23 protein-coding genes and 1 rRNA gene are annotated in these 23919 nt (G+C 54.0%); 8 read left to right on the top strand and 16 right to left on the bottom strand.

Annotated features, from left to right (window positions below; translation table 11 throughout):
- Nucleotides 1-40: 40 nt before the first annotated feature.
- Both HV242_RS04070 and gmhB read right to left on the bottom strand, forming a co-directional pair.
- Nucleotides 41-1580, bottom strand: a 16S ribosomal RNA gene (locus HV242_RS04070).
- Between the two features lie 370 nt (nt 1581-1950).
- A complete protein-coding gene (gmhB, locus tag HV242_RS04065) occupies nt 1951-2517 on the bottom strand; it encodes a D-glycero-beta-D-manno-heptose 1,7-bisphosphate 7-phosphatase (RefSeq protein WP_014168732.1) in 567 nt (188 codons plus the stop codon).
- A gap of 188 nt (nt 2518-2705) precedes the next feature.
- Between gmhB and metN the strand changes: the two genes are divergently transcribed.
- The 6 genes from metN to proS all read left to right on the top strand — a co-directional run bounded on the left by metN (nt 2706) and on the right by proS (nt 8282).
- Nucleotides 2706-3737, top strand: a complete 1032-nt coding sequence (gene metN / locus HV242_RS04060) for a methionine ABC transporter ATP-binding protein MetN (protein WP_014168731.1) — start codon at nt 2706-2708, stop codon at nt 3735-3737.
- Nucleotides 3730-4383, top strand: coding sequence for a methionine ABC transporter permease MetI (locus HV242_RS04055; protein ID WP_014168730.1), 654 nt, complete (start codon nt 3730-3732; stop codon nt 4381-4383). The genes metN and HV242_RS04055 overlap by 8 nt, the downstream gene beginning before the upstream one ends.
- A gap of 40 nt (nt 4384-4423) precedes the next feature.
- Nucleotides 4424-5239, top strand: a complete 816-nt coding sequence (metQ, locus tag HV242_RS04050) for a methionine ABC transporter substrate-binding lipoprotein MetQ (RefSeq protein WP_014168729.1) — start codon at nt 4424-4426, stop codon at nt 5237-5239.
- 106 nt (nt 5240-5345) lie between these two features.
- A complete protein-coding gene (rcsF, locus tag HV242_RS04045; protein WP_014168727.1) occupies nt 5346-5750 on the top strand; it encodes an Rcs stress response system protein RcsF in 405 nt (134 codons plus the stop codon).
- The gene (gene tsaA / locus HV242_RS04040; RefSeq protein ID WP_044866467.1) at nt 5747-6451 is read left to right on the top strand and encodes a tRNA (N6-threonylcarbamoyladenosine(37)-N6)-methyltransferase TrmO; all 705 of its coding nucleotides are present in this window, start codon (nt 5747-5749) and stop codon (nt 6449-6451) included. The genes rcsF and tsaA overlap by 4 nt, the downstream gene beginning before the upstream one ends.
- 112 nt (nt 6452-6563) lie before the next feature.
- Nucleotides 6564-8282: a proline--tRNA ligase gene (gene proS, locus HV242_RS04035; protein WP_014168725.1), complete on the top strand. Its 1719-nt coding sequence runs from the start codon at nt 6564-6566 to the stop codon at nt 8280-8282.
- A gap of 53 nt (nt 8283-8335) precedes the next feature.
- Here proS and nlpE read toward each other — a convergent pair whose 3' ends face one another.
- From nlpE to HV242_RS04020, 3 genes are read right to left on the bottom strand one after another with little or no spacing between them, the layout of a single operon-like run.
- Nucleotides 8336-9034 (bottom strand): envelope stress response activation lipoprotein NlpE, encoded by a 699-nt coding sequence (gene nlpE / locus HV242_RS04030; protein ID WP_014168724.1) that lies wholly within the window; start codon nt 9032-9034, stop codon nt 8336-8338.
- 33 nt (nt 9035-9067) lie between these two features.
- Nucleotides 9068-9490, bottom strand: coding sequence for an alternative ribosome rescue aminoacyl-tRNA hydrolase ArfB (gene arfB / locus HV242_RS04025; protein WP_050737481.1), 423 nt, complete (start codon nt 9488-9490; stop codon nt 9068-9070).
- Nucleotides 9487-10032 (bottom strand): YaeQ family protein, encoded by a 546-nt coding sequence (locus HV242_RS04020; protein ID WP_014168722.1) that lies wholly within the window; start codon nt 10030-10032, stop codon nt 9487-9489. The genes arfB and HV242_RS04020 overlap by 4 nt, the downstream gene beginning before the upstream one ends.
- 196 nt (nt 10033-10228) lie before the next feature.
- On the opposite strand from HV242_RS04020, the gene HV242_RS04015 reads away from it, so the two are divergent.
- Together HV242_RS04015 and rof are read left to right on the top strand one after the other, a co-directional pair.
- Nucleotides 10229-10429, top strand: a complete 201-nt coding sequence (locus tag HV242_RS04015) for a YaeP family protein (RefSeq protein WP_014168721.1) — start codon at nt 10229-10231, stop codon at nt 10427-10429.
- Nucleotides 10416-10676 carry a Rho-binding antiterminator gene (gene rof / locus HV242_RS04010; RefSeq protein ID WP_014168720.1) on the top strand — a complete coding sequence of 87 codons (261 nt, stop codon included), beginning with the start codon at nt 10416-10418 and terminating at the stop codon, nt 10674-10676. The genes HV242_RS04015 and rof overlap by 14 nt, the downstream gene beginning before the upstream one ends.
- 28 nt (nt 10677-10704) lie before the next feature.
- Here rof and tilS read toward each other — a convergent pair whose 3' ends face one another.
- The 11 genes from tilS to skp all read right to left on the bottom strand — a co-directional run bounded on the left by tilS (nt 10705) and on the right by skp (nt 23845).
- Nucleotides 10705-11991, bottom strand: coding sequence for a tRNA lysidine(34) synthetase TilS (tilS, locus tag HV242_RS04005; RefSeq protein ID WP_044866466.1), 1287 nt, complete (start codon nt 11989-11991; stop codon nt 10705-10707).
- 57 nt (nt 11992-12048) lie between these two features.
- Complete coding sequence (locus HV242_RS04000; protein WP_014168718.1) at nt 12049-12438, bottom strand: VOC family protein; 390 nt, start codon at nt 12436-12438, stop codon at nt 12049-12051.
- 65 nt (nt 12439-12503) lie between these two features.
- Nucleotides 12504-14636, bottom strand: a complete 2133-nt coding sequence (locus HV242_RS03995) for a lysine decarboxylase LdcC (protein WP_050737482.1) — start codon at nt 14634-14636, stop codon at nt 12504-12506.
- Between the two features lie 100 nt (nt 14637-14736).
- The gene (gene accA / locus HV242_RS03990; protein WP_014168716.1) at nt 14737-15696 is read right to left on the bottom strand and encodes an acetyl-CoA carboxylase carboxyl transferase subunit alpha; all 960 of its coding nucleotides are present in this window, start codon (nt 15694-15696) and stop codon (nt 14737-14739) included.
- Nucleotides 15697-15708: 12 nt separating this feature from the next.
- The gene (gene dnaE / locus HV242_RS03985; protein ID WP_014168715.1) at nt 15709-19191 is read right to left on the bottom strand and encodes a DNA polymerase III subunit alpha; all 3483 of its coding nucleotides are present in this window, start codon (nt 19189-19191) and stop codon (nt 15709-15711) included.
- 38 nt (nt 19192-19229) lie between these two features.
- Entirely contained in the window at nt 19230-19826 is a 597-nt protein-coding gene (gene rnhB / locus HV242_RS03980) for a ribonuclease HII (RefSeq protein ID WP_014168714.1), read from the bottom strand.
- Entirely contained in the window at nt 19823-20971 is a 1149-nt protein-coding gene (gene lpxB, locus HV242_RS03975) for a lipid-A-disaccharide synthase (protein ID WP_032681631.1), read from the bottom strand. The genes rnhB and lpxB overlap by 4 nt, the downstream gene beginning before the upstream one ends.
- A complete protein-coding gene (gene lpxA, locus HV242_RS03970) occupies nt 20971-21759 on the bottom strand; it encodes an acyl-ACP--UDP-N-acetylglucosamine O-acyltransferase (protein WP_020882620.1) in 789 nt (262 codons plus the stop codon). The genes lpxB and lpxA overlap by 1 nt, the downstream gene beginning before the upstream one ends.
- 3 nt (nt 21760-21762) lie before the next feature.
- Complete coding sequence (fabZ, locus tag HV242_RS03965; protein ID WP_010426706.1) at nt 21763-22218, bottom strand: 3-hydroxyacyl-ACP dehydratase FabZ; 456 nt, start codon at nt 22216-22218, stop codon at nt 21763-21765.
- A gap of 103 nt (nt 22219-22321) precedes the next feature.
- Entirely contained in the window at nt 22322-23347 is a 1026-nt protein-coding gene (gene lpxD, locus HV242_RS03960) for a UDP-3-O-(3-hydroxymyristoyl)glucosamine N-acyltransferase (RefSeq protein ID WP_181616909.1), read from the bottom strand.
- Nucleotides 23348-23350: 3 nt separating this feature from the next.
- Entirely contained in the window at nt 23351-23845 is a 495-nt protein-coding gene (skp, locus tag HV242_RS03955) for a molecular chaperone Skp (protein WP_020882619.1), read from the bottom strand.
- Nucleotides 23846-23919: the final 74 nt, after the last annotated feature.

The following is a 23919-nucleotide window of genomic DNA, read 5'->3' as shown; positions in this document are numbered from 1 at the left end:
GACAATCTGTGTGGACACTACAAAGGCAGGTTCTTTAAGGTAAGGAGGTGATCCAACCGCAGGTTCCCCTACGGTTACCTTGTTACGACTTCACCCCAGTCATGAATCACAAAGTGGTAAGCGCCCTCCCGAAGGTTAAGCTACCTACTTCTTTTGCAACCCACTCCCATGGTGTGACGGGCGGTGTGTACAAGGCCCGGGAACGTATTCACCGTAGCATTCTGATCTACGATTACTAGCGATTCCGACTTCATGGAGTCGAGTTGCAGACTCCAATCCGGACTACGACGCACTTTATGAGGTCCGCTTGCTCTCGCGAGTTCGCTTCTCTTTGTATGCGCCATTGTAGCACGTGTGTAGCCCTACTCGTAAGGGCCATGATGACTTGACGTCATCCCCACCTTCCTCCAGTTTATCACTGGCAGTCTCCTTTGAGTTCCCGGCCGGACCGCTGGCAACAAAGGATAAGGGTTGCGCTCGTTGCGGGACTTAACCCAACATTTCACAACACGAGCTGACGACAGCCATGCAGCACCTGTCTCAGAGTTCCCGAAGGCACCAAAGCATCTCTGCTAAGTTCTCTGGATGTCAAGAGTAGGTAAGGTTCTTCGCGTTGCATCGAATTAAACCACATGCTCCACCGCTTGTGCGGGCCCCCGTCAATTCATTTGAGTTTTAACCTTGCGGCCGTACTCCCCAGGCGGTCGACTTAACGCGTTAGCTCCGGAAGCCACGCCTCAAGGGCACAACCTCCAAGTCGACATCGTTTACGGCGTGGACTACCAGGGTATCTAATCCTGTTTGCTCCCCACGCTTTCGCACCTGAGCGTCAGTCTTTGTCCAGGGGGCCGCCTTCGCCACCGGTATTCCTCCAGATCTCTACGCATTTCACCGCTACACCTGGAATTCTACCCCCCTCTACAAGACTCTAGCCTGCCAGTTTCGAATGCAGTTCCCAGGTTGAGCCCGGGGATTTCACATCCGACTTGACAGACCGCCTGCGTGCGCTTTACGCCCAGTAATTCCGATTAACGCTTGCACCCTCCGTATTACCGCGGCTGCTGGCACGGAGTTAGCCGGTGCTTCTTCTGCGGGTAACGTCAATTGCTGCGGTTATTAACCACAACACCTTCCTCCCCGCTGAAAGTACTTTACAACCCGAAGGCCTTCTTCATACACGCGGCATGGCTGCATCAGGCTTGCGCCCATTGTGCAATATTCCCCACTGCTGCCTCCCGTAGGAGTCTGGACCGTGTCTCAGTTCCAGTGTGGCTGGTCATCCTCTCAGACCAGCTAGGGATCGTCGCCTAGGTGAGCCGTTACCCCACCTACTAGCTAATCCCATCTGGGCACATCTGATGGCAAGAGGCCCGAAGGTCCCCCTCTTTGGTCTTGCGACGTTATGCGGTATTAGCTACCGTTTCCAGTAGTTATCCCCCTCCATCAGGCAGTTTCCCAGACATTACTCACCCGTCCGCCACTCGTCACCCGAGAGCAAGCTCTCTGTGCTACCGTTCGACTTGCATGTGTTAGGCCTGCCGCCAGCGTTCAATCTGAGCCATGATCAAACTCTTCAATTTAAGTTTGATGCTCGTGAATTAAACTTCGTAATGAATTACGTATGTTCACTCAGAGACTTGGTATTCATTTTTTGTCCGAAGACATTAAGAATCCATGTCACTTTGAGTGCCCACACAGATTGTCTGATAAATTGTTAAAGAGCAGTTGCGACGCGGCTTACAGCTCACCGTCGCGAGGTGGCGTATATTACGCTTTCCTCTTTCAGAGTCAACCCTGAAGTTCAGGATTTTTTCTCTTCAACCGACCGGGTTAACTGTGAAGTGATTCACATCCGCCGTGTCGATGGAGGCGCATTATAGGGTGCCGCCGAGGAATGACAAGCGGAAATATGCATTTTTATTTCGACCGCTCACCTTTTCACCAAAAAGGCTATTTTTGGTGCTTTTTAATCTCTTTTGGCAGCTCTGCCAGGCTATTAATCACCCAATCCGCGGCACTCTCTGCTTCAGGCGTCACAGGTTTGCCGGTGCGCACAAGTATTTTAGTCCCCACACCTGCGGCGGTTGCTGCCTGCATATCTTCCAGTTTATCGCCCACCATATAAGAAGCAGCCATATCGATATGCAGGAATTCCTGCGCAGAGATAAACATTCCCGGATGCGGCTTGCGGCAATCACACGTCTGGCGAAACTCTTCTACAGTTCCCTGCGGGTGGTGCGGGCAATAGTAAATGCCATCAAGTTCAACACCGCGGTCAGCCAGCGACCAGTCCATCCATTCCGTCAGTGTCTCGAATTGCGCCTCGGTGAATTTTCCACGTGCGATGCCGGACTGGTTGGTCACGACCACCAGCGCATAGCCCATCTCTTTCAGCTGGCGCATGGCATCGATAACGCCCTCGATAAACTCGAACTCATCAATCTCGTGGACATAACCGTGATCCACATTAATAGTGCCATCACGATCGAGAAAAATTGCGGGTACTGATTTTGCCACCGGTTTGCTCCTGAAAAAGGCATGTACAGCTAGTATCTCATGAATCGCAGCGCAATAAAGTGCTCATCGTACAGAGTTGGATTGATTTAGACGTCTGGATGCCTTAACATCCGTTTTGTTTACGGTCATCACCCGTATCTGGCAGAAGAAAATGCCACGGCTAACTTACATACGATAAAAATAATCTAATGATTAAACTTTCCAATATCACCAAAGTGTTCCAGCAGGGGAACCGAACCATTCAGGCGCTGAACAATGTCAGTCTGCATGTTCCTGCTGGTCAAATTTATGGCGTCATTGGCGCATCGGGTGCAGGTAAAAGTACGCTGATCCGTTGTGTTAACCTGCTTGAGCGCCCAACCCAGGGTCGTGTAGAAGTAGGCGGGCAGGAACTGACCGCCCTTTCAGAGAAAGAACTGACGAAAGCACGCCGCCAGATTGGCATGATCTTCCAGCACTTTAACCTGCTGGCCTCCCGTACGGTGTTTGGCAACGTTGCCTTACCGCTGGAACTGGACAACACGCCAAAAGAAGAAGTTAAGCGTCGCGTAACCGAACTGCTGGATCTCGTCGGTCTGGGTGATAAACACGATAGCTACCCGGCAAACCTGTCCGGCGGACAAAAGCAGCGTGTGGCCATTGCCCGCGCGCTGGCAAGCAACCCGAAAGTGCTGCTGTGCGATGAAGCCACCAGCGCATTAGATCCCGCCACTACGCGTTCCATTCTGGAGCTGCTGAAGGACATCAACCGTCGCCTCGGCCTGACCATTCTCCTTATTACACATGAAATGGACGTGGTGAAACGCATCTGTGATTGCGTCGCGGTAATCAGCAACGGTGAGTTGATTGAGCAAGACACGGTCAGCGAAGTGTTTTCCCATCCGAAAACACCACTGGCACAACAGTTTATTCAGTCCACGCTGCACCTGGATATTCCGGAAGATTATCTGGAGCGTTTAAAAACAGAATCGACCGCTGACAGCGTCCCGATGCTGCGTATGGAGTTCACTGGCCAGTCCGTCGATGCACCGCTGCTGTCCGAAACCGCGCGCCGCTTTAATGTGAATAACAACATCATCAGCGCGCAAATGGATTACGCCGGTGGCGTGAAGTTCGGCATCATGCTGACGGAAATGCACGGCACACAAGCAGAAACCCAGGCGGCCATTGCCTGGCTGCAAGAACATCACGTAAAAGTAGAGGTACTGGGTTATGTCTGAGCCGATGATGTGGCTGCTGGTTCGCGGCGTTTGGGAAACGCTGGCAATGACCTTTGTATCAGGCTTCTTTGGTTTTGTGATTGGTCTGCCGGTCGGCGTGCTGTTGTATGTGACGCGCCCGGGACAAATCATTGAGAACGCGAAGCTGTATCGCACCCTGTCTGCACTGGTGAATATCTTCCGTTCTATCCCGTTCATTATTCTGCTGGTGTGGATGATTCCATTTACCCGTGTGATCGTGGGAACGTCTATCGGTTTGCAGGCAGCCATCGTTCCGCTGACCGTAGGAGCTGCGCCGTTTATCGCCCGTATGGTGGAAAACGCCCTGCTGGAAATTCCGACCGGTTTGATCGAGGCTTCCCGCGCGATGGGGGCAACGCCAATGCAGATCGTGCGTAAAGTCCTGCTACCTGAAGCGCTGCCAGGGCTGGTGAATGCGGCAACCATTACGTTGATTACTCTGGTGGGTTATTCCGCGATGGGCGGTGCCGTTGGCGCCGGCGGTTTAGGCCAGATTGGCTACCAGTACGGCTATATTGGTTATAACGCTACCGTAATGAATACCGTTCTGGTATTGCTGGTTGTGCTGGTTTACTTAATCCAGTTCTCTGGCGATCGCATCGTCCGGACTGTTACTCACAAATAACGTTACACACAACACAAACTCGACGAGTTAAGGATATAACATGGCGTTTAAATTAAAGACCTTTGCAGCGGTAGGCGCGCTGATCGGCTCTCTGGCACTGGTGGGTTGCGGTCAGGACGAAAAAGATCCAAACCACATCAAAGTGGGCGTTATCGTGGGTGCAGAACAGCAGGTTGCTGAAGTCGCGCAGAAAGTCGCGAAAGAGAAGTATGGTCTGGACGTTGAGCTGGTGACCTTTAACGATTACGTTCTGCCGAACGAAGCGCTGAGCAAAGGCGATATCGACGCCAACGCCTTCCAGCACAAACCTTACCTGGATCAGCAGATCAAGGATCGCGGCTATAAACTGGTGGGTGTGGGTAACACCTTTGTTTACCCTATTGCCGGTTACTCCAAGAAAATTAAATCTCTGGACGAACTGCAGCCAGGCTCTCAGGTTGCCGTCCCTAACGACCCAACCAACCTTGGCCGTTCCCTGCTGCTGCTGCAGAAAGTGGGCCTGATTAAACTGAAAGACGGTGTTGGCCTGCTGCCAACCGTTCTGGATGTCACCGAGAACCCGAAAAATCTGAAAATTGTTGAGCTGGAAGCCCCACAGCTGCCACGTTCTCTCGACGACGCGCAGATTGCCCTGGCCGTTATCAACACCACGTACGCCAGCCAGATTGGCCTGACGCCAGCGAAAGACGGTATCTTCGTTGAAGACAAAGACTCCCCGTACGTAAACCTGATCGTGACTCGCGAAGACAACAAAGATGCGGAAAACGTGAAGAAGTTCGTACAGGCTTATCAGTCTGACGAAGTTTACCAGGAAGCCAACAAAGTGTTTAACGGCGGCGCTGTTAAGGGCTGGTAATCTCACCTCAGTGTAATATCATCAAGACGGGCTTATGCCCGTCTTGTCATTTGTGCAGTCAACTGATTCAATATCTGACGTTTTGATTATCCATTGAGGAATTATTATGCGTGCTTTACCGATCTGTCTTTTAGCACTCATGCTGAGCGGCTGTTCTATGCTAAGCAGATCTCCTGTTGAACCTGTCCAAAGCACGGCAACCCCGCCAAAAGCAGAACCCGTAAAACCGAAAGCGCCTCGCCCTGCGCCGGTTCGCATTATTACCAAAGCTGACGAACTCGTGGGTAAACCTTTCCGTGAACTGGGTGAAGTAAGCGGCGAATCCTGTCAGGCTACCAATCAGGACTCTCCACCGAATATCCCAACAGCGCGTAAACGCATGCAGATCAACGCGGCAAAAATGAAAGCCAACGCGGTTCTGCTGCATAGCTGCGAAGTGACCAGTGGAACACCGGGTTGCTACCGTCAGGCGGTTTGCATCGGCTCGGCGCTGAACATTACGGCGAAATGAGTTCATTTCAGTTCGAACAGATAGGCGTTATTCGCTCTCCCTATAAAGAGAAGTTCGCCGTGCCACGCCAGCCAGGTCTGGTCACCAGCGGTGGCGAGATTCACTTGATCGCGCCCTACAATCAGGCCGATGCCGTACGCGGGCTCGAAGCATTCAGCCACTTATGGGTTGTGTTTGTGTTTCACCAGACGATGGAAGGTGGCTGGCGTCCGACCGTACGCCCTCCTCGTCTGGGAGGCAACGCCAGGATGGGCGTGTTTGCGACGCGCTCAACCTTCCGTCCAAACCCTGTCGGGATGTCGCTGGTCGAACTGAAAGGTATACGCTGTCAGAAGGATCAGGTCATACTGGAGTTAGGCAGCCTTGACCTGGTTGATGGCACGCCGGTTATCGATATCAAGCCGTATCTCCCCTTTGCCGAAGCGTTACCCGACGCCCGCGCAAGCTATGCTCAGGAAGCACCGCAGGCAGATATGCCTGTTCACTTCACGGCTGAGATAACCACGCAGCTTGAGCAGCTGGAAACACGCTATCCCCGCCTTCGTGACTTTATCACCGAAGTGCTGGCTCAGGACCCCCGTCCGGCCTATCGTAAAGAAGAGGACGCCGGGAAAACCTACGCCGTCTGGCTGCTGGATTTTAACGTTCGCTGGCGCGTGACCGGGGCAGGTTTTGAAGTGTTTGCCCTTGAACCCAGGTAATTTTGTCCTCCTCTCTTTTGGCATCTTTGCCACACTGGTAAACTAAATCACTTTTTTTGTCTCAGGCTGGTGTTTCAGCCTGTTCCAATCGTCGAAATGGAACCGTAACAACATGCGTACTAGCCAATATCTGCTCTCCACTCTGAAGGAGACGCCTGCCGACGCCGAAGTGATCAGCCATCAGCTGATGCTGCGCGCCGGGATGATCCGCAAGCTGGCCTCCGGGTTATATACCTGGCTGCCGACCGGCGTGCGCGTCCTGAAAAAAGTCGAAAACATCGTGCGTGAAGAGATGAACAACGCCGGTGCTATCGAGGTGTCCATGCCTGTGGTTCAGCCCGCTGACCTGTGGCAGGAGAGCGGCCGCTGGGAGCAATACGGCCCTGAGCTGCTGCGTTTCGTTGATCGTGGCGAGCGTCCATTCGTCCTCGGCCCAACGCATGAAGAAGTCATTACCGACCTGATTCGTAATGAGCTGAGCTCTTACAAACAGCTGCCGCTGAACTTCTTCCAGATCCAGACCAAGTTCCGTGATGAAGTTCGCCCACGTTTCGGCGTCATGCGCTCACGCGAATTCCTGATGAAAGATGCTTACTCTTTCCATACGTCTCAGGAATCGCTGCAAGAGACCTACGACAAAATGTACGAGGCTTACAGCAAAATCTTCTCCCGTATGGGTCTGGATTTCCGTGCTGTGCAGGCTGATACCGGTTCTATCGGCGGAAGCGCGTCTCATGAGTTCCAGGTTCTGGCTCAGAGCGGCGAAGACGATGTCATCTTCTCTGACTCTTCTGATTACGCCGCGAACATCGAGTTTGCAGAAGCGCTGGCCCCTAAAGCGCCACGTGCTGCTGCAACCGAAGAGATGACGCTGGTTGATACACCTCACGCAAAAACCATTGCCGAGCTGGTTGAGCAGTTCAACCTGCCCGTCGAAAAAACGGTAAAAACCCTGCTGGTGAAATCCACCGAAGGTAGCGCGTACCCGCTGGTTGCCCTGCTGGTGCGTGGCGATCACGAACTGAACGAAGTGAAAGCTGAGAAGCTGCCTCAGGTTGCCAGCCCGCTGACGTTCGCAACGGAAGCGGAAATCCGTGCCGTCGTGAACGCAGGTCCTGGCTCTCTGGGCCCGGTGAATATGCCGGTTCCGGTGGTTATTGACCGTACGGTAGCCGCAATGAGCGACTTCGCCGCTGGCGCTAACATCGACGGTAAACATTACTTCGGCATCAACTGGGATCGCGATGTCGCGACGCCGGAAGTGGCTGATATCCGTAACGTGGTGGCAGGCGATCCAAGCCCGGACGGCCAGGGCACCCTGATGATCAAACGCGGTATCGAAGTGGGCCACATCTTCCAGCTGGGGGATAAATATTCCCGCGCGCTGAATGCCGCCGTTCAGGGGGAAGATGGCCGCAACCAGATCCTGACCATGGGTTGCTACGGTATCGGTGTGACGCGTGTGGTTGCAGCCGCCATTGAGCAAAACTACGACGAACGTGGCATCGTCTGGCCAGACAATATCGCCCCGTTCCAGGTGGCTATTCTGCCAATGAACATGCACAAGTCTTACCGCGTGCAGGAGCTGGCCGAAAAACTTTACTCCGAGCTGCGCGCTCAGGGTATCGAAGTGCTGATGGATGACCGTAAAGAGCGTCCAGGCGTGATGTTTGCCGATATGGAACTGATCGGTATCCCGCACACCGTAGTCATCGGCGACCGTAACCTCGACAGCGACGACATTGAATACAAATACCGTCGCAGTGGTGAAAAGCAGATGATCAAGACTGGCGACATTCTTGATTACCTGGTGAAAGCCATCAAAGGTTAACGTTCAACAAAAAACCCCGCTCAGGCGGGGTTTTTTAATGGGTCGATATCGGCTTATTTACTGTTACAGTCTTTGCCCGCAACAAACTTCGCGTCTTTATCTGCCACCAGCGTTTTCACCAGCTCTCCGCTGTCCGGGTTCGGCTCCAGCGTAAAGTGACCATCTACCGTCAGCAGGACAGGCTTGCTGTCATTGCCGCGCGCAACAGCGTAATCACGCTCCAGCTGCGCATTGTTCGCCACGCTGATTTTCTTGCCGGTGGCGCAGTCGGTAAAGATCGCCGCATCCGCCATATAGAAATACATCCCACGCATTGGCATTGGCGTTGCAGGCAGGGCCGCTTTCACCGGGGCCAGCGTATAGTTGAACTGGGACTCAATCGGATTGCCTTCGCGGTCGAGCATCTCCATCCCTTCACCTTTGGCGCGGAAATAGGTTTTCTCACCGGTGGTATCCGTCAGTACCAGCTTCTCAGCCGTACGCGCCCATGTCCCGTAGGACGCAAAGGAAGATGGTTCTTTCGCCCCCTGATAACGCTGGTTCATAACCCAGGTACCGTCTTTCTGCAGGAACAGTGACGTTTCAATGCCCTCGCAGTCGGCACACGGTAAAACGCCGCGCCAGCTCTGCTGCATTGGTTTTAACTCTTCATTCTGCGCAGGCTGCACGACCTGCGTTTCAGAACGGTTGTTACACCCGAAAAGCGCAAACAGCGTACTCACTGCCAGCGCTGACAATAATGCTTTTTTCACAATGAATTCCTTATGAAATTGTGTTCCTTTTCGTCACTCCGTAGGGCGACGAACTTTACCGCGTAGTGCTTTCACTGTGGATTTTTGGGCCTTCGACGATAGCCGACGCTCTTTCGATGCGCGGGTCGGTCGCGTTGCCCGACGGCTTTTTTGCACTGTCGTTAATTCTTTAATCATCGACACCAGTCTGGCAATCGCCGCTTCGCGGTTCAACTCCTGGCTGCGGTACTCCTGCGCTTTAATCACAATCACGCCATCACTGGTGATCAGGTGATGGCTGGCAGCGAGCAGGCTTTCTTTGTAATACTCTGGCAGGCTGGAGGCCCGAATGTCAAAGCGCAAATGGATAGCCGTTGAAGCCTTGTTAACGTGCTGTCCACCCGCCCCCTGAGCACGGATGGCGGTGATCTCCAGCTCATTGTCAGGGATGCTAACGTTTCGGGACAAGACAATCATGGCGCTGGCTGCCACGCCGTCAAATGAATTTCCAGATTATTCTGAGAATCAGAAAGCCAGATAGCACCGTCCTGAATTGTGGCCTGCAGGACCATCGTCCGGCTGGCAAACTCGCTCAGCTTCGCCAGCTGCTCATCGTCCAGATACCAGACGGTAAGGTTGGCAAACTGCCCGCACTTGCTCTTGCTTTGCTGCCACCAGATTTCCGCAGCACGTTGATTATACGCGAATAACGCCACGTTAGCGGACTGCGTGCAGGCCTTTTTAATGCGGCGCTCATCCGGCAGACCGAGTTCAATCCATAAATCGATACCCAGATGATCGTTGTGCAGCCAGGCCTCTGGCTCGTCCTCAGCGCTTAAGCCACGGCTAAATTGCAGACGCTCGTCAGCATACTTTATCCACGCCAGCAGGCGCAGCATCATGCGCTCCTGGGTTTCAGAAGGGTGGCGTGCCAGAGTGAGTGACGCATCCAGGAACTGGTTGCGGTCAAGATCTGCCACATTGACCACAGCTTTATAAATTGTCGCTTTCAGCGCCATGAGAGAACTCCTTTCGAATCAGGCGCACATTGTAGCGAAAAAGGAATAAAAAGGCTGTTCCCGGGTGAACATTCACCGGCTATCAAGGCGCTGATATTGCTTAAATGAGTATGGTATAGTCACCTTGCTAAACCGAGTTTATCTTCGTAGGCTTAATGATATCTCACAGTAAGTCAGTGCGCTGGCGGGAGGGGATGTGAATAATTATTGTGAGTTAATTCGCAAACGGTATGCGGAAATCGCCAGCGGAGATCTGGGGTATGTCCCGGACGCGTTGGGCTGTGTATTGAAAGTGCTTAATGAAGTGGCCTCTGATGAGGGCCTTTCAGAATCGGTCAGGGAAAAAGCAGCGTATGCTGCGGCGAATTTACTGGTGAGCGATTATGTCAATGAATGAAACTTATCAACCCATCAATTGTGATGACTATGACAACCTCGAACTCGCCTGCCAGCATCATTTAATACTGACGCTGGAGCTAAAAGATGGCGAAGTGTTGAAGGCAAAAGCCAGCGACCTGGTTTCGCGAAAGAATGTGGAATATCTGATAGTGGAAGATGCCGGGGCGACGCGTGAGCTACGTCTGGACAAAATTGCCAGTTTCAGCCACCCGCAAATCGGCACCGTTGTGGTGAGCGAATCCTGATGACACTAACGGGCAGCCCGGCTGCCCGTTACGCTTTCCACTCAAACTGCATGCCCGTTTCTGCCCACCCCTCTTGCGTAATGAATACCCCTGCTGCAGCAATCAGCGTTTCACCGTAGAAAAGTAGCGGCGTGGTATCGCGTCGCCAGGGTGGCACATTGCTCTCCTGCCAGATTTTCTTCAGCTTTCGCCCTCCGTTGCGCCCGACAATATGCAGCAGACCGCCCGCCTTAAAGCGCACGGTTACCGGTTCCCCGGGTTCAGGCAGACGCACATGGCCGGTTGGCACCAGAGACACACGACCGGCATCACAGGGCAACAGCAGCGGTTCCGCAAGCGACGGCCAGTCGAGCACCCTGTCGGCGAGTGAGGGGGATGATTTAACCCACCAGAGCGCCCCTTTATAGCGTCTGACATCGAAACCGTTCAGGTGCACACACGGCGTAGCATCTTCCCGTGCCAGGGCGACTTCATCCCAGAGACGAGCCAGCATTGCCCGCGACGGCATAGCGGCACCGTGAGAGGCCAGCCAGCGTCGTAACAATGCGGCCCGACGCGCCGGGCTCATCGCTTCCAGCGGTGCGATGGTAAGCGATCCCTGCTCGGTAATCAGTTCCGCCAGCACTTCGCTCAGCAGCTCATCCAGCAGACTCTCCTGTTCAGCGCACAGCATGGCGCTGCGTGCTGCCGCTTCTGCAAAGTGCGGCCAGCGCTCGCTCAGAAGCGGTACGACACGCAGACGCAGGAAGTTACGGTCATAGCGGTCATCCTGGTTGCTTTCATCTTCAATCCAGCTCAGCCCGTGTTCCCGTGCCCACGTTTCCAGCGAGGCTCGCGTCTCGCCAAGCAGTGGGCGAAGGAGGTGCGATCCGGCGAAATCAGCCCGTTCTGGCATCGCGGATAATCCCGCCGGGCCGCTTCCTCGTTTGAGGGCCAGTAATAACGTCTCGCACTGGTCATCGAGATGCTGCGCCGTGACCAGCGCTTCGTCAGGCTGTAATTCAGCGGCAAAAGCGGCATAGCGTGCTTTACGCGCCTGCGCCTCAATGCCCAGCCCCTCATCATGAAGATGTACACGTTCAACAGTCAGCGGGATCGCCCATGCCGCACACACCGCCTCGCAGTGTGCCACCCACGCATCCGCGTGCGGGCTTAACCCGTGATGAATGTGCATCGCCCGAAGCTGAATATCAGGCTCGTTGTCACGCCAGAGTTTGAGACGGTGGAGCAGAACGGTGGAATCCAGGCCACCGCTAAACCCCACCAGCAGCTGGCGGTACGGTGAAACGGCTTGAGCAATCGCGGGTAGGGTCATAGAAAATCACACATAAAAATGCCCGAACTGAGCGGGCATTATCACACAGGGTGGAAATTACTGCTGGTAAAGCTCCAGCGGAAGGCCATCCGGATCGTTGAAAAAGGTAAAACGCTTGTCCGTGAACGGATCGATACGAATCGCTTCGCACTTCACGCCGTGGGTCTCCAGATGTTTTACGGCGCGATCAATGTCGTCGACGCTAAAGGCAAGGTGGCGCAGGCCGCAGGCTTCCGGGCGGGACGGACGTGCTGGCGGAAAAGGAAAAGAGAACAGCTCAATCACATATTGCCCGTTTAAAGCGAGATCGCCTTTCCAGGAGTCACGCTCCTCACGGTAAGCCTCGCTTAACAACGTAAAGCCCAGAATATCGCAGTAGAAGGCCTTACTTTTTGCGTAATCGGTGGCAATGATCGCAATATGGTGAACCTGTTTTAAACCCAGCATAGCTTCTCCTTTTTATGATGCCTGAACGTTACAACCGACAACCCGGGCCTGGCAAGCTGTCGCCCTTATTTTAGGACTCGCACCCAGTAAACCCCTTGCTCATCGCGCTTCGCCCCGTGAATATCAGTCTCAAAGCCCGGATAGTGGCGCCCCACTGAGCAGAGCATCAGCAGAAAATCGAGCACCGCCCGACTCTCTTCGGTGATCATCTCCCCCGGCATCAACAACGGTACGCCCGGCGGATAAGGCAGGATCATGTTAGCCGACACGCGCCCGACCAGATTTTCCAGCTCAACGGTTTCAACCTCCCCTTTCACCTGACGTTGCCAGGCCTTGTGTGGGGTCAACTTCATCTCCGGCAGCACGTCAAACGCCTGCAGCATCAGGCGCGGCAGATCGTGCTGACGGATCAGCCGATGGATCCCCTGAGCCAGATCCTGAATGCGTATATTGCGGTAGAAGTCAGGATCTTCAGCATAAAGATCCGGCAGCATATTTTTCACCCGCAGGTTGAGATCGTAAGCGCGCTTAAACTCCATCAGTCCGCGCAATAAGCCCATCGCACGGGTTTTATCTATCCCAATACTGAACAGGAACAAGAGGTTATACGGGCCGGTTTTCTCCACCACTACGCCACGCTCATCAAGGAATTTTGCCACCAGAGCAGCAGGAATGCCTTCGTCACTCATCGTGCCCTGTTCGTCCATCCCCGGCGTCAGGATCGTTACCTTCACCGGGTCGAGGAACATATGGTCGGCGTCGGCATCGCGAAAACCGTGCCAGCTCTCGCCGGGTGAGACAGGCCAGCACTCGGCCTCATCAATCTCTTCGGGTTGCCAGATATCGAAGAACCAGCCGTCCGCTTCATCTTTAAGCCGCTGGACTTCTTTACGGAAATGCAGCGCCCGCTCAACAGACCGATTGATCAGACGCTTGCCCGGATTCCCGCGCAGCATTGCCGCCGCCGTTTCAATAGAGGCCACCAGCGGATAGCTTGGCGAGGTGGTGGTGTGCATCATAAAGGCTTCGTTAAACGTCTCTTCGTCGTACTCGCCTTTGATGTGAATAAGCGAGGCCTGAGAAAACGCGGCCAGCATTTTGTGCGTCGACTGCGTTTCGAAAAACACTTTGCCCGGCACGCGCTCACCGCTCATGCCGCTTTTTCCCGCGTAAATCGGGTGAAAGTTGGTGTATGGCACCCACGCGGAGTCAAAGTGGATCGACGGCACATCCAGCGTCTGCTTAATCCAGTTGCTGTTATAGAGCAGACCGTCATAGGTGGAGTTAGTGATGACCGCATGGATCGGCCAGCTTGCCCCCGGGATCGCCGCGACCTTATGTTCAATCGCGGCGTGGCTAAATTCACGACGCGGGATCCCGCCGAGGATCCCAAGCGCGTTTCGCGTCGGGGAGAGCCATAACGGCACGACATCGCTCATCATCAACAGATGAGCCAGCGACTTGTGGCAGTTACGGTCAATCAGCAAGGTGCTGCCGGCGGGTGCGGCGTACATTCCGACGATTTTGTTTGATGTCGAGGTGCCGTTGGTCACCATATAACTCTGCTCGGCACCAAAAGTCCGGGCAATGTATTCTTCAGCTTCCAGGTGCGGTCCGGTGTGATCGAGCAGCGATCCGAGTTCAGTGACGGAAATCGACACGTCCGCTTTAAGCGTGTTGCCCCCGAAGAAATCATAGAACAAACAACCCACCGGGCTTTTTTGATAGGCCGTCCCGGCCATATGGCCAGGCGTGCAGAAGGTGTATTTGCCTTCTTTGACGTAAGTGAACAGCGCGCGGGTAAACGGTGGCGTGATGTTATCGAGATATTCACCGGTGTACTGCTGAATACGGGTCGCAATATCTTCCGCGACACCGAGTGAGTATTCAAAGAACCACAGCGCCATTCGCATATCATGAGCGCTCACGTCCATTGTCGAGTGGGTATTAATAAAAGCGTACAGCGGGAGATATTCGTTCAGCTTATTGATATCGCTGCACAACTCCATGTCGTACTCGTCCCAGTCGAAGATCACGCCACAGATGCGAGGGTTGTGCTCGATAAATTTCAGCAGGTCGGCGCTATTGTGCGGCCAAATCAGCTGGTACCCGCGGGACTGAAGGGCTTGCTCCAGCTCCTTAATGGGCTCGTCTTTATAAAAGACGCCGTGCGGCCCCATAATGGCGATGATGTTCACGGTTTACCTCCTTGAAAAACATTAGCTAAGCATAGTTAAGGTAAACGGCAGGCATAAAAAAAGCCGCAACAATGTGCGGCTTTTAGGATAATTGTGAAGCTTACGCGTAACCGTAGGTCATCAGACGCTGGTAACGACGGTTGAGCAGATCTTCTGTGCTCAGGACATCCAGGTCCGCCAGGTCTGCCAGCAGCTGCGCTTTCAGGGAAGCCGCCATCACTTCCGGCTTACGATGCGCGCCACCCAGAGGTTCAGGGATCACGGAGTCGATCAGCTTCAGCTCTTTCAGACGTGGGGCAATGATGCCCATCGCTTCTGCAGCCAGAGGCGCTTTATCGGCGCTCTTCCACAGAATAGAGGCACAACCTTCCGGGGAGATAACGGAATAGGTGCTGTACTGCAGCATATTCACTTTATCGCCCACGCCAATCGCCAGCGCACCACCGGAACCCCCTTCACCGATAACGGTACAGATGACCGGCACCTTCAGGCGAGACATCTCGCGAAGGTTACGCGCGATGGCTTCTGACTGGCCACGCTCTTCCGCGCCCACGCCAGGATACGCACCCGGGGTGTCGATGAAGGTGATGATGGGCATCTTGAAACGCTCAGCCATCTCCATCAGACGCAGGGCTTTACGGTAGCCTTCTGGTGCCGGCATACCAAAGTTACGACGAATTTTCTCTTTGGTTTCACGGCCTTTCTGATGACCAATGATCATCACCGGGCGCCCGTCCAGACGTGCGATGCCGCCGACGATAGCTTTGTCGTCAGCGTAAGCGCGATCGCCTGCCAGTTCGTCAAATTCGTCAAACGCCAGGCGGACATAATCCAGGGTGTACGGACGCTGTGGATGACGCGCCAGCTGGGCGATCTGCCATGCGCCGAGATCGGCAAAGATTTTGCGCGTCAGTTCTACGCTTTTCTCACGCAGACGATGCACTTCTTCATCGATGTTAATATCCAGTTTTTCATCCTGACGGCTTACCGCTGTCAGAGAATCGATTTTCGCTTCCAGCTCAGCAATCGGCTGTTCGAAATCAAGGAAATTCAGACTCATAGTATTCCTGTATTAGTCAAACTCCAGTTCCACCTGCTCCGAACCAATGAGGCCACGGAGATCGTTAAGTAAACGATCGCTCGGAGAGACACGCCACGTTGCACCAAAGCGCAACCGCGCACGTGCATCCGCCCTCTGATAGTAGAGATGTACTGGAATTGTCCCCGAGCGGTGGGGTTCCAGAGACTGACGGAGTCGGTTTAAAAGCTGGTCATCAATTTGCCTGTCCGTCAGCGAGATAGCAAGCCCGCGAGCATATTTTTCCCGGGCTTCGTCAATGTCCATCACTTCGCGGGCGGTCATTTTAAGCCCCCCACTGAAGTCATCAAAGCTGACCTGTCCGCTGACGATAAGTATGCGGTCTTTTTCCAGCAAATGCTGGTATTTATCCAGCGCGTCGGTGAACAACATCACCTCCAGACGCCCGGAACGGTCATCCAACGTACAGATGCCGATACGATTGCCGCGCTTGGTGACCATAACCCTTGCAGCAATCACGAGCCCCGCAGCCGTGGTGATTTTACCACGTTCTGTCGGATGCATGTCTTTCAGCCTGTAGCCTCCGACATAGCGCTCAATTTCTTTGATGTACTGGGTGATGGGGTGCCCCGTCAGGTATAAGCCTAACGTTTCACGCTCTCCATCCAGCACCACCTGTTCTGGCCACGGCTGGCAGCTGGCATAAGACTGCTCTATCTGCTCTGGCTCTTCCGCCAGTACGCCAAACATATCCGCCTGACCGATCGCTTCCGCTTTGGCGTGCTGATCCGCCGCTTTCAGCGCATCGCCGAGAGAGTTCATCAGCGCGGCACGATGCGGCCCCAGCCTGTCGAACGCGCCGGACATGATCAGTTTTTCGAGCACGCGGCGGTTCAGTTTTTTGGTGTCCGTACGGGCGCAAAGATCGAACAACTCGCGGAAATAACCGCCGTTGTTACGCGCTTCGAGGATCGCCTCAATCGGGCCTTCACCCACGCCTTTGATCGCGCCAATCCCGTAAACAATTTCCCCGTGCTCGTTGACGTGGAAATGATAGAGACCGGAGTTGATATCCGGCGGCAGGATCTTAAGCCCCATGCGCCAGCACTCATCGACCAGGCCAACCACCTTCTCGGTGTTGTCCATATCGGCAGTCATAACCGCCGCCATAAATTCAGCAGGATAGTGCGCTTTCAGCCACAGCGTCTGGTAAGAGACCAAAGCATAGGCAGCAGAGTGGGATTTGTTAAATCCGTACCCGGCGAATTTCTCTACCAGGTCAAAGATTTTGATCGCCAGCTCGCCATCAATACCGTTTTTTCTTGCGCCTTCTTCGAAGGTGCCGCGCTGCTTGGCCATCTCTTCCGGCTTTTTCTTACCCATCGCACGACGCAGCATGTCCGCGCCGCCAAGGGTGTAGCCAGAGAGCACCTGGGCAATCTGCATAACCTGTTCCTGGTACAGGATAATGCCGTAGGTTGGCTCCAGAACGGGCTTCAGGCACTCGTGCTGCCACTGCACATCCGGATAGGAAATCTCTTCACGCCCGTGCTTACGGTCGATAAAGTTATCTACCATCCCTGACTGTAGCGGGCCCGGACGGAACAGCGCCACCAGTGCGATCATATCTTCGAAGCAGTCAGGCTGCAGGCGCTTAATCAAATCTTTCATGCCGCGGGATTCAAGCTGGAAGACGGCGGTGGTCTCCGAGCGCTGCAGCATGTCGAAACTTTTCTTATCATCAAGCGGGATGGCCGCGATATCCAGCGGCGGCTCGCCGTTCTTCTCACGACGGGCGTTGATCATCTCCAGCGCCCAGTTGATGATGGTGAGCGTACGCAGACCGAGGAAGTCAAACTTCACCAGCCCGGCGTATTCGACGTCGTTCTTGTCAAACTGGGTGACCGGATGCTGGCCCGCTTCATCGCAGTATAGCGGCGCAAAATCGGTGATTTTGGTCGGCGCGATAACCACCCCACCCGCATGCTTACCGGCGTTACGCGTGACGCCTTCCAGCTTACGGGCCATATCGATCAGCGCTTTAACTTCTTCATCGGCTTCGTAGATTTCTGGCAGCTGTGGTTCAGCTTCAAACGCTTTTGCCAGCGTCATACCTGGGTCAGGTGGCACCAGTTTAGAGATACGATCGACAAAACCGTACGGATGCCCCAGTACACGGCCAACGTCGCGAATAACCGCTTTCGCTGCCATCGTACCGAAGGTAATAATCTGCGATACCGCGTCGCGGCCGTACATGTCCGCCACGTGTTCAATAACCTGGTCGCGTTTCTCCATGCAGAAGTCGACGTCAAAGTCGGGCATCGAGACACGTTCCGGGTTAAGGAAACGTTCAAACAGCAGGTCAAATTCCAGCGGGTCGAGATCGGTAATTTTGAGTGCATAGGCCACCAGCGAGCCCGCACCGGAGCCACGCCCCGGTCCAACCGGTACGCCGTTATCCTTCGACCACTGGATAAACTCCATAACGATCAGGAAGTAGCCCGGGAAACCCATCTGGTTGATCACCTGGAGTTCAATATCCAGGCGCTCGTCATATTCTGGACGACGCTTTTTACGCTCTTCTTCATCCGGGAAGAGGAATTCCAGACGCTCTTCGAGGCCTTCTTTTGACTTCATGACCAGGAAGTCTTCCGTGGTCATGTCCCCGGTCGGGAACTGCGGCAGGAAGTATTCGCCAAGGCGCACGGTGACGTTACAGCGTTTGGCTATCTCAACGCTGTTCTCCAGCGCTTCCGGGATATCGGAGAAGAGTTCGCACATCTCTTCTTCATTGCGCATGTACTGCTGCGTCGAGTAGTTACGCGGACGTTTCGGATCGTCAAGCGTGAAGCCATCATGGATCGCGACGCGAATCTCATGCGCGTCAAAATCGCCAGGCTCAAGGAAACGCACGTCATTGGTTGCCACCACGGGCAGGCCGCGTTCTTCAGCCAGCGCAACCGCGGCGTGCAGGTAACTCTCTTCGTCCTGCCGACCGGTTCGGATCAGCTCAAGGTAGTAACGATCCGGGAAATGTTCTTCATAGAACGACACGCACTGATCCACCAGCGCACTGTTGCCACGCAGCAGACATTTGCCGACATCACCCATACGGCCGCCGGAGATCAGCAGCAGCCCGTCGTTCAGCTCAGCCAGCCAGTCCCGGTCGATCCACGGCCCCAGTGCGCCATAGCCGCGCTGATAGGCTTTGGAGATAAGCAGAGTCAGGTTTTGATACCCCACGTTATTCATCGCTAACACGGAGATTTGCGTCAATTCATCGCCGATAAGATCGCTTTGGACGTGAAAATCCGCACCAACGATGGGTTTCATCCCCGCGCCATGTGCCGCTCCGTAGAACTTCACCAGGCCACACAGGTTGGTAAAATCGGTGATCGCCAGCGCAGGCATGCCAAGCGAGGCCGCCTTTTTTACCAGCGGCCCGGTCTTCGCCAGCCCATCGATCATGGAGTAGTCGCTATGCACCCGCAGGTGTACGAAACGTGGTTCAGCCATCTTCAGATTCCGCGTTACTTAATTGCTTGCGTATTGATTCAGGACACCAGTCCCAGCGCGCGTTTCACCGGGCCAAAGCTGCGTCGGTGATGTTCAGTTGCGCCATGTTCAGCCAGCCTTTCCAGATGAAAGGCCGTTGGATAACCCTTATGCTGGGCGAAGCCATACTGAGGGTAAGTGAGGTCCAGCGCGGCCATTTCGGCATCACGCGTCACTTTGGCAATGATAGAAGCCGCACTGATTTCTGCGACCCGGCTATCGCCTTTCACCACCGCCATTGACGGCATCGGCAACGCAGGGCAGCGGTTTCCGTCAATCAGGACATACTCCGGGGTAATTTTCAGACCCGCCACCGCACGCTGCATCGCCAGCATAGTGGCATGCAAAATATTGAGTTCGTCGATCTCATGCGGCTCTGCACGCCCCAGGCTCCAGGCCAGTGCCTTTTCCTGAATCTCACTAAACAGCGCCAGACGGCGCTTTTCAGACAATTTTTTAGAGTCGTTTAACCCGATAATCGGGCGAGCAGGATCGAGGATCACCGCAGCGGTCACCACTGCACCCACTAACGGGCCACGACCGACTTCGTCCACACCCGCCACGAGGTGGGTGTGAGGATAAATAAATTCCATCATTTTGCTAACTCCAGCACCGCTTCAGCCGCTTGTTCATCGGCATTACAGCGGATCTGCTGATGCAGTTCGCGGAACGTATCATGCATCTGGTGGCTGGTTTTGCCATCGGCCAGTAGCGGTAACAACGCATCGGCCAGCGCCTGCGGCTCGCACTCATCCTGCAGAAGCTCTTTCACCAGCTCGCGCCCGGCAAGCAGGTTTGGCAGAGAGACATAGTCCGTTTTCACCAGACGTTTCGCCAGCCAGAAGGTGAACGGCTTCATGCGATAGCCTACCACCATCGGGCATTTCGCCAGCATACACTCCAGCGCAGCGGTGCCCGAGGCCAACAGTGCGGCGTCGCTTGCGACCATCGCCTCACGGCCCTTCCCGTCCAGCAGATGAACATGGAGATCCGGAGCAACGTCCGCCTTGATGCGCTCAAACTGCTCGCGACGTTTTGCATTCACCAGCGGCACAACCACTTCGAGGTCAGGATAGGTCTTGCGAAGGATTTGCGCCGTTTTCAGGAAGTCCGCGCTGAGCATCTCGACTTCTGCACCACGGCTACCGGGCAGCAGTGCCAGACAGTGCGCATCATGAGGAATACCCAGCACATCGCGCGCCGCGTTTTTATCCGGATCCAGCGGCATTGCATCCGCCATGGTATGACCGATAAAACGGCACGGGACATTAAATTTGTCGTAAAACGCTTTTTCGAAAGGCAGAAAAGCCAGCACCAGGTTGGTTGACCGTCCGATTTTGAAAACGCGTTTCTGTCGCCACGCCCAGACGGACGGACTGACATAATGAATGGTTTTGATGCCCTTCTGCTTCAGATTCCCTTCGAGGGTAATGTTGAAATCCGGTGCATCGATACCGACAAACACATCGGGTTTGAGTTCGGTAAAGCGACGGGTGAGATCGGCACGAATGTGCAGCAGACGACGCAGGCGACCCAGCACCTCAACGATGCCCATCACAGCCAGCTCTTCCATTTCATACCAGGCTTCACAGCCTTCGGCCTGCATCAGCGGGCCAGCAACGCCTACAAAGCGTGCATTGGGTACCCGGGCCTTAAGTGCGCGGATAAGACCTGCACCAAGAATATCGCCGGAGGTTTCTCCGGCGACCAGGGCTATCGTAAGCGGACGACTGTCGACCATTAACGAATCAGACCCCTTGTGGAACGGTCAAAGAACGTCATGAACTCGTTCACTTCAGGGTGCTTCTCCGCCAGCTCGGCAATTTCCGGCTTCGCCTCTTCCAGCGTTTTACCGCTACGGTACAACAGTTTGTACGCGTTGCGGATTGCAGTAATCGCTTCGCGGCTAAAGCCACGACGCTTGAGGCCTTCGATGTTCACGCCAAACGGCGTGGCATGGTTACCCTGCGCAATGACGAACGGTGGGACATCCTGCGCCACACCGGAGCATCCGCCGACCATCACGTGTGCACCAATGATGCAGAACTGATGGACTGCGGTCATGCCGCCAATAATTGCGAAATCATCTACCGATACGTGTCCTGCCAGCGTTGCGTTGTTGGCAAGAATACAGCGGTTACCTACCGTACAGTCGTGCGCGATATGCGCATTAACCATAAACAGGTTGTCGCTGCCCACCTTCGTCAATCCACCACCCTGTACTGTTCCACGATGAATGGTGACGCTTTCGCGAATGCGGTTACGATCGCCGATTTCCAGACGGGTCGACTCACCAGCATATTTAAGATCCTGGTTTACTTCGCCGATGGAAGCGAACTGATAGATCTCGTTATTGCAGCCAATAGTCGTATGACCATTCACGACAACGTGAGATTTCAGTACTGTACCCTCACCAATTTCGACATGGGGTCCAACAATACAAAATGGGCCAATATGGACGTTAGCACCAATAATGGCACCGACTTCCACAATGGCGGTAGGATGAATAAAGGCGGATTTATCAATCACGTATCAAGACTCCCGGCTACGAGCACACATCATAGTCGCTTCGCAAACAACTTTGCCGTCAACCAGAGCTACGCCTTTGAAGCGAGTCAGGCCGCGACGCGTTTTTTCAAAAGTGACTTCCATGATCATCTGATCACCAGGCACGACAGGACGCTTGAAGCGCGCTTCATCGATACCCGCGAAGTAGTACAGCTCACCCGGCTCCAGTTTGCCCACGCTTTTAAACGCAAGAATACCGGTAGCCTGTGCCATCGCTTCCAGAATCAACACACCCGGGAAGATAGGTTTACCCGGGAAGTGTCCCTGGAAGAACGGCTCGTTCACGGAAACATTTTTCACTGCGCGCAGAAAACGACCTTCTTCAAAATCCAGCACACGGTCTACCAGCAAAAACGGGTAGCGGTGCGGCAGAAGTTCTAAAATCTCTTCAATATGCAGAGTATGAGTGTCAGTAGTCAAAATACTCTTCCTGTCAAAATGTACTGATAAAAATAATAACACGGCCTGCCGGTTTATAAGAAAGCCGACAGGCCGGGGAATATAGCATTAAACGGATGAACGCTTAGTCTTGTTGATCGATTTTGCGCTCAAGAGACTTGAGTCGCTTGCTCATATCATCAATATTCATCACCAGAGCAGCTGTTTTACGCCATACCTTGTTGGGTTGCAGCGGGATGCCAGAGGAATAGACGCCAGGTTCGGTGATAGGACGCATTACCATGCCCATTCCTGTCACGGTCACCTTGTCGCATATTTCCATATGGCCATTAATCACGCTCGCACCGCCGATCATGCAGTAACGGCCAATTTTCAGGCTGCCCGCCATGATAACGCCACCCGCAACCGCGGTATTGTCGCCAATCACAACGTTATGCGCAATCTGGCACTGGTTATCGATGATAACACCATTGCCAATAATCGTATCGTCAAGTGCACCACGGTCAATGGTGGTACAAGCACCGATCTCAACACGATCGCCGATAATCACGCGACCAAGCTGTGGGATCTTAACCCAATTACCACGATCGTTAGCGTAGCCAAAGCCATCAGAACCAATCACTGTGCTGGACTGAATGAGGCAATTTTCGCCAATTTCTACTTCATGGTAAACAGACACGTTGGCCCATAAACGGGTCCCGGTGCCGATTTTCGTATTTTTCCCAACGAAGCAACCTGGGCCAATGACAACATTATCGCCCAGCACCACGCCAGATTCGATAACGGCATTTGCGCCAACTGCCACGTTGTGACCAAGCTGAGCCGTCGGATCAATCGCTGCACTGGCAGCAATGTCCTGCGCCGGCTGCGGCGTGGAATCAAGAATTTGTGCCATGCGTGCATACGTCAGGTAGGGATTTTTCACTACCAACGCGCTTCCAGTGGCAAACGGAAGATCGTCCTGCGTCAGAACAACAGCTGACGCCTGGCATTGAGCCAGTTGCTCACGGTACTTAGGGCTTACCATGAAGGTAATAGTGCCGGCTTTAGCAGATTGCATGGACGCAACAGCGGTGATGACGAGATCGCCATCACCGTGTAATTCTGCATCCAACTGCTGAGCTAAATCAGCCAGTCGAATTGAAGGCATTACTTATTTAACCTGTTTCAGAACATCAGCGGTGATGTCTTTAACATCGCTGCTGTTGAAAGCAACGGCATTCGCATCAACAACCAGATCGATGCTCTGATCGGCAGCAACTGCTTTAACAGCAGTCTGAATGCGAGTCACCAGCTTGCCACGCTCTTCGTTAGAACGACGCTGACGATCCTGCTCGAAAGCCTGCGCTTTCTGGGAGAACGTCTGACGCTGAGCCATTACGTCTTTTTCCAGCTTGCTACGGTCGCTCGCTTTCATGGTAGAACCATCACGCTGCAGACGCTGCATTTTGGACTGAAGATCGTTTTCCATACCCTGCAGTTCGCTTGCACGGCCTTTGAATTCGTTTTCCAGCGTCGCAGAAACACCAGTTTTCTGTGCAACCTGCTGGAACAAATTACCCATGTTGACGATTGCAATTTTGTCTGCTGCCTGAGCAGAGGTTGCCATCGCTAAACCGAGACCTGCAGCTAATAACCACTTTTTCACAATTAACTCCTTACCATCCCATTGGCACCAGAAGGTACCGTTCTTTGCGTGGCAAGGCGATCGTGTTACCGATC

This window comes from Enterobacter sp. RHBSTW-00593, from assembly GCF_013784105.1.
GTDB classification, from domain to species: domain Bacteria; phylum Pseudomonadota; class Gammaproteobacteria; order Enterobacterales; family Enterobacteriaceae; genus Enterobacter; species Enterobacter ludwigii.
Note: the sequence above shows the minus strand (reverse complement) of the source record. Positions and strands in the feature narration are given on the sequence as shown.

Excerpts from the sequence above, each read along its gene's own strand:
- proS (WP_014168725.1), top strand. The coding sequence starts at position 6,564 with ATGCGTACTAGCCAATATCTGCTCTCCACTCTGAAGGAGACGCCTGCC.
- lpxB (WP_032681631.1), bottom strand. The coding sequence starts at position 20,971 with ATGGTCGACAGTCGTCCGCTTACGATAGCCCTGGTCGCCGGAGAAACC.
- dnaE (WP_014168715.1), bottom strand. The coding sequence starts at position 19,191 with ATGGCTGAACCACGTTTCGTACACCTGCGGGTGCATAGCGACTACTCC.
- HV242_RS04055 (WP_014168730.1), top strand. The coding sequence starts at position 3,730 with ATGTCTGAGCCGATGATGTGGCTGCTGGTTCGCGGCGTTTGGGAAACG.
- HV242_RS04020 (WP_014168722.1), bottom strand. The coding sequence starts at position 10,032 with ATGGCGCTGAAAGCGACAATTTATAAAGCTGTGGTCAATGTGGCAGAT.
- accA (WP_014168716.1), bottom strand. The coding sequence starts at position 15,696 with ATGAGTCTGAATTTCCTTGATTTCGAACAGCCGATTGCTGAGCTGGAA.
- lpxD (WP_181616909.1), bottom strand. The coding sequence starts at position 23,347 with ATGCCTTCAATTCGACTGGCTGATTTAGCTCAGCAGTTGGATGCAGAA.
- rnhB (WP_014168714.1), bottom strand. The coding sequence starts at position 19,826 with ATGATGGAATTTATTTATCCTCACACCCACCTCGTGGCGGGTGTGGAC.
- HV242_RS04000 (WP_014168718.1), bottom strand. The coding sequence starts at position 12,438 with ATGCTGGGTTTAAAACAGGTTCACCATATTGCGATCATTGCCACCGAT.
- tsaA (WP_044866467.1), top strand. The coding sequence starts at position 5,747 with ATGAGTTCATTTCAGTTCGAACAGATAGGCGTTATTCGCTCTCCCTAT.
- rof (WP_014168720.1), top strand. The coding sequence starts at position 10,416 with ATGTCAATGAATGAAACTTATCAACCCATCAATTGTGATGACTATGAC.
- metN (WP_014168731.1), top strand. The coding sequence starts at position 2,706 with ATGATTAAACTTTCCAATATCACCAAAGTGTTCCAGCAGGGGAACCGA.
- arfB (WP_050737481.1), bottom strand. The coding sequence starts at position 9,490 with ATGATTGTCTTGTCCCGAAACGTTAGCATCCCTGACAATGAGCTGGAG.
- rcsF (WP_014168727.1), top strand. The coding sequence starts at position 5,346 with ATGCGTGCTTTACCGATCTGTCTTTTAGCACTCATGCTGAGCGGCTGT.
- metQ (WP_014168729.1), top strand. The coding sequence starts at position 4,424 with ATGGCGTTTAAATTAAAGACCTTTGCAGCGGTAGGCGCGCTGATCGGC.
- tilS (WP_044866466.1), bottom strand. The coding sequence starts at position 11,991 with ATGACCCTACCCGCGATTGCTCAAGCCGTTTCACCGTACCGCCAGCTG.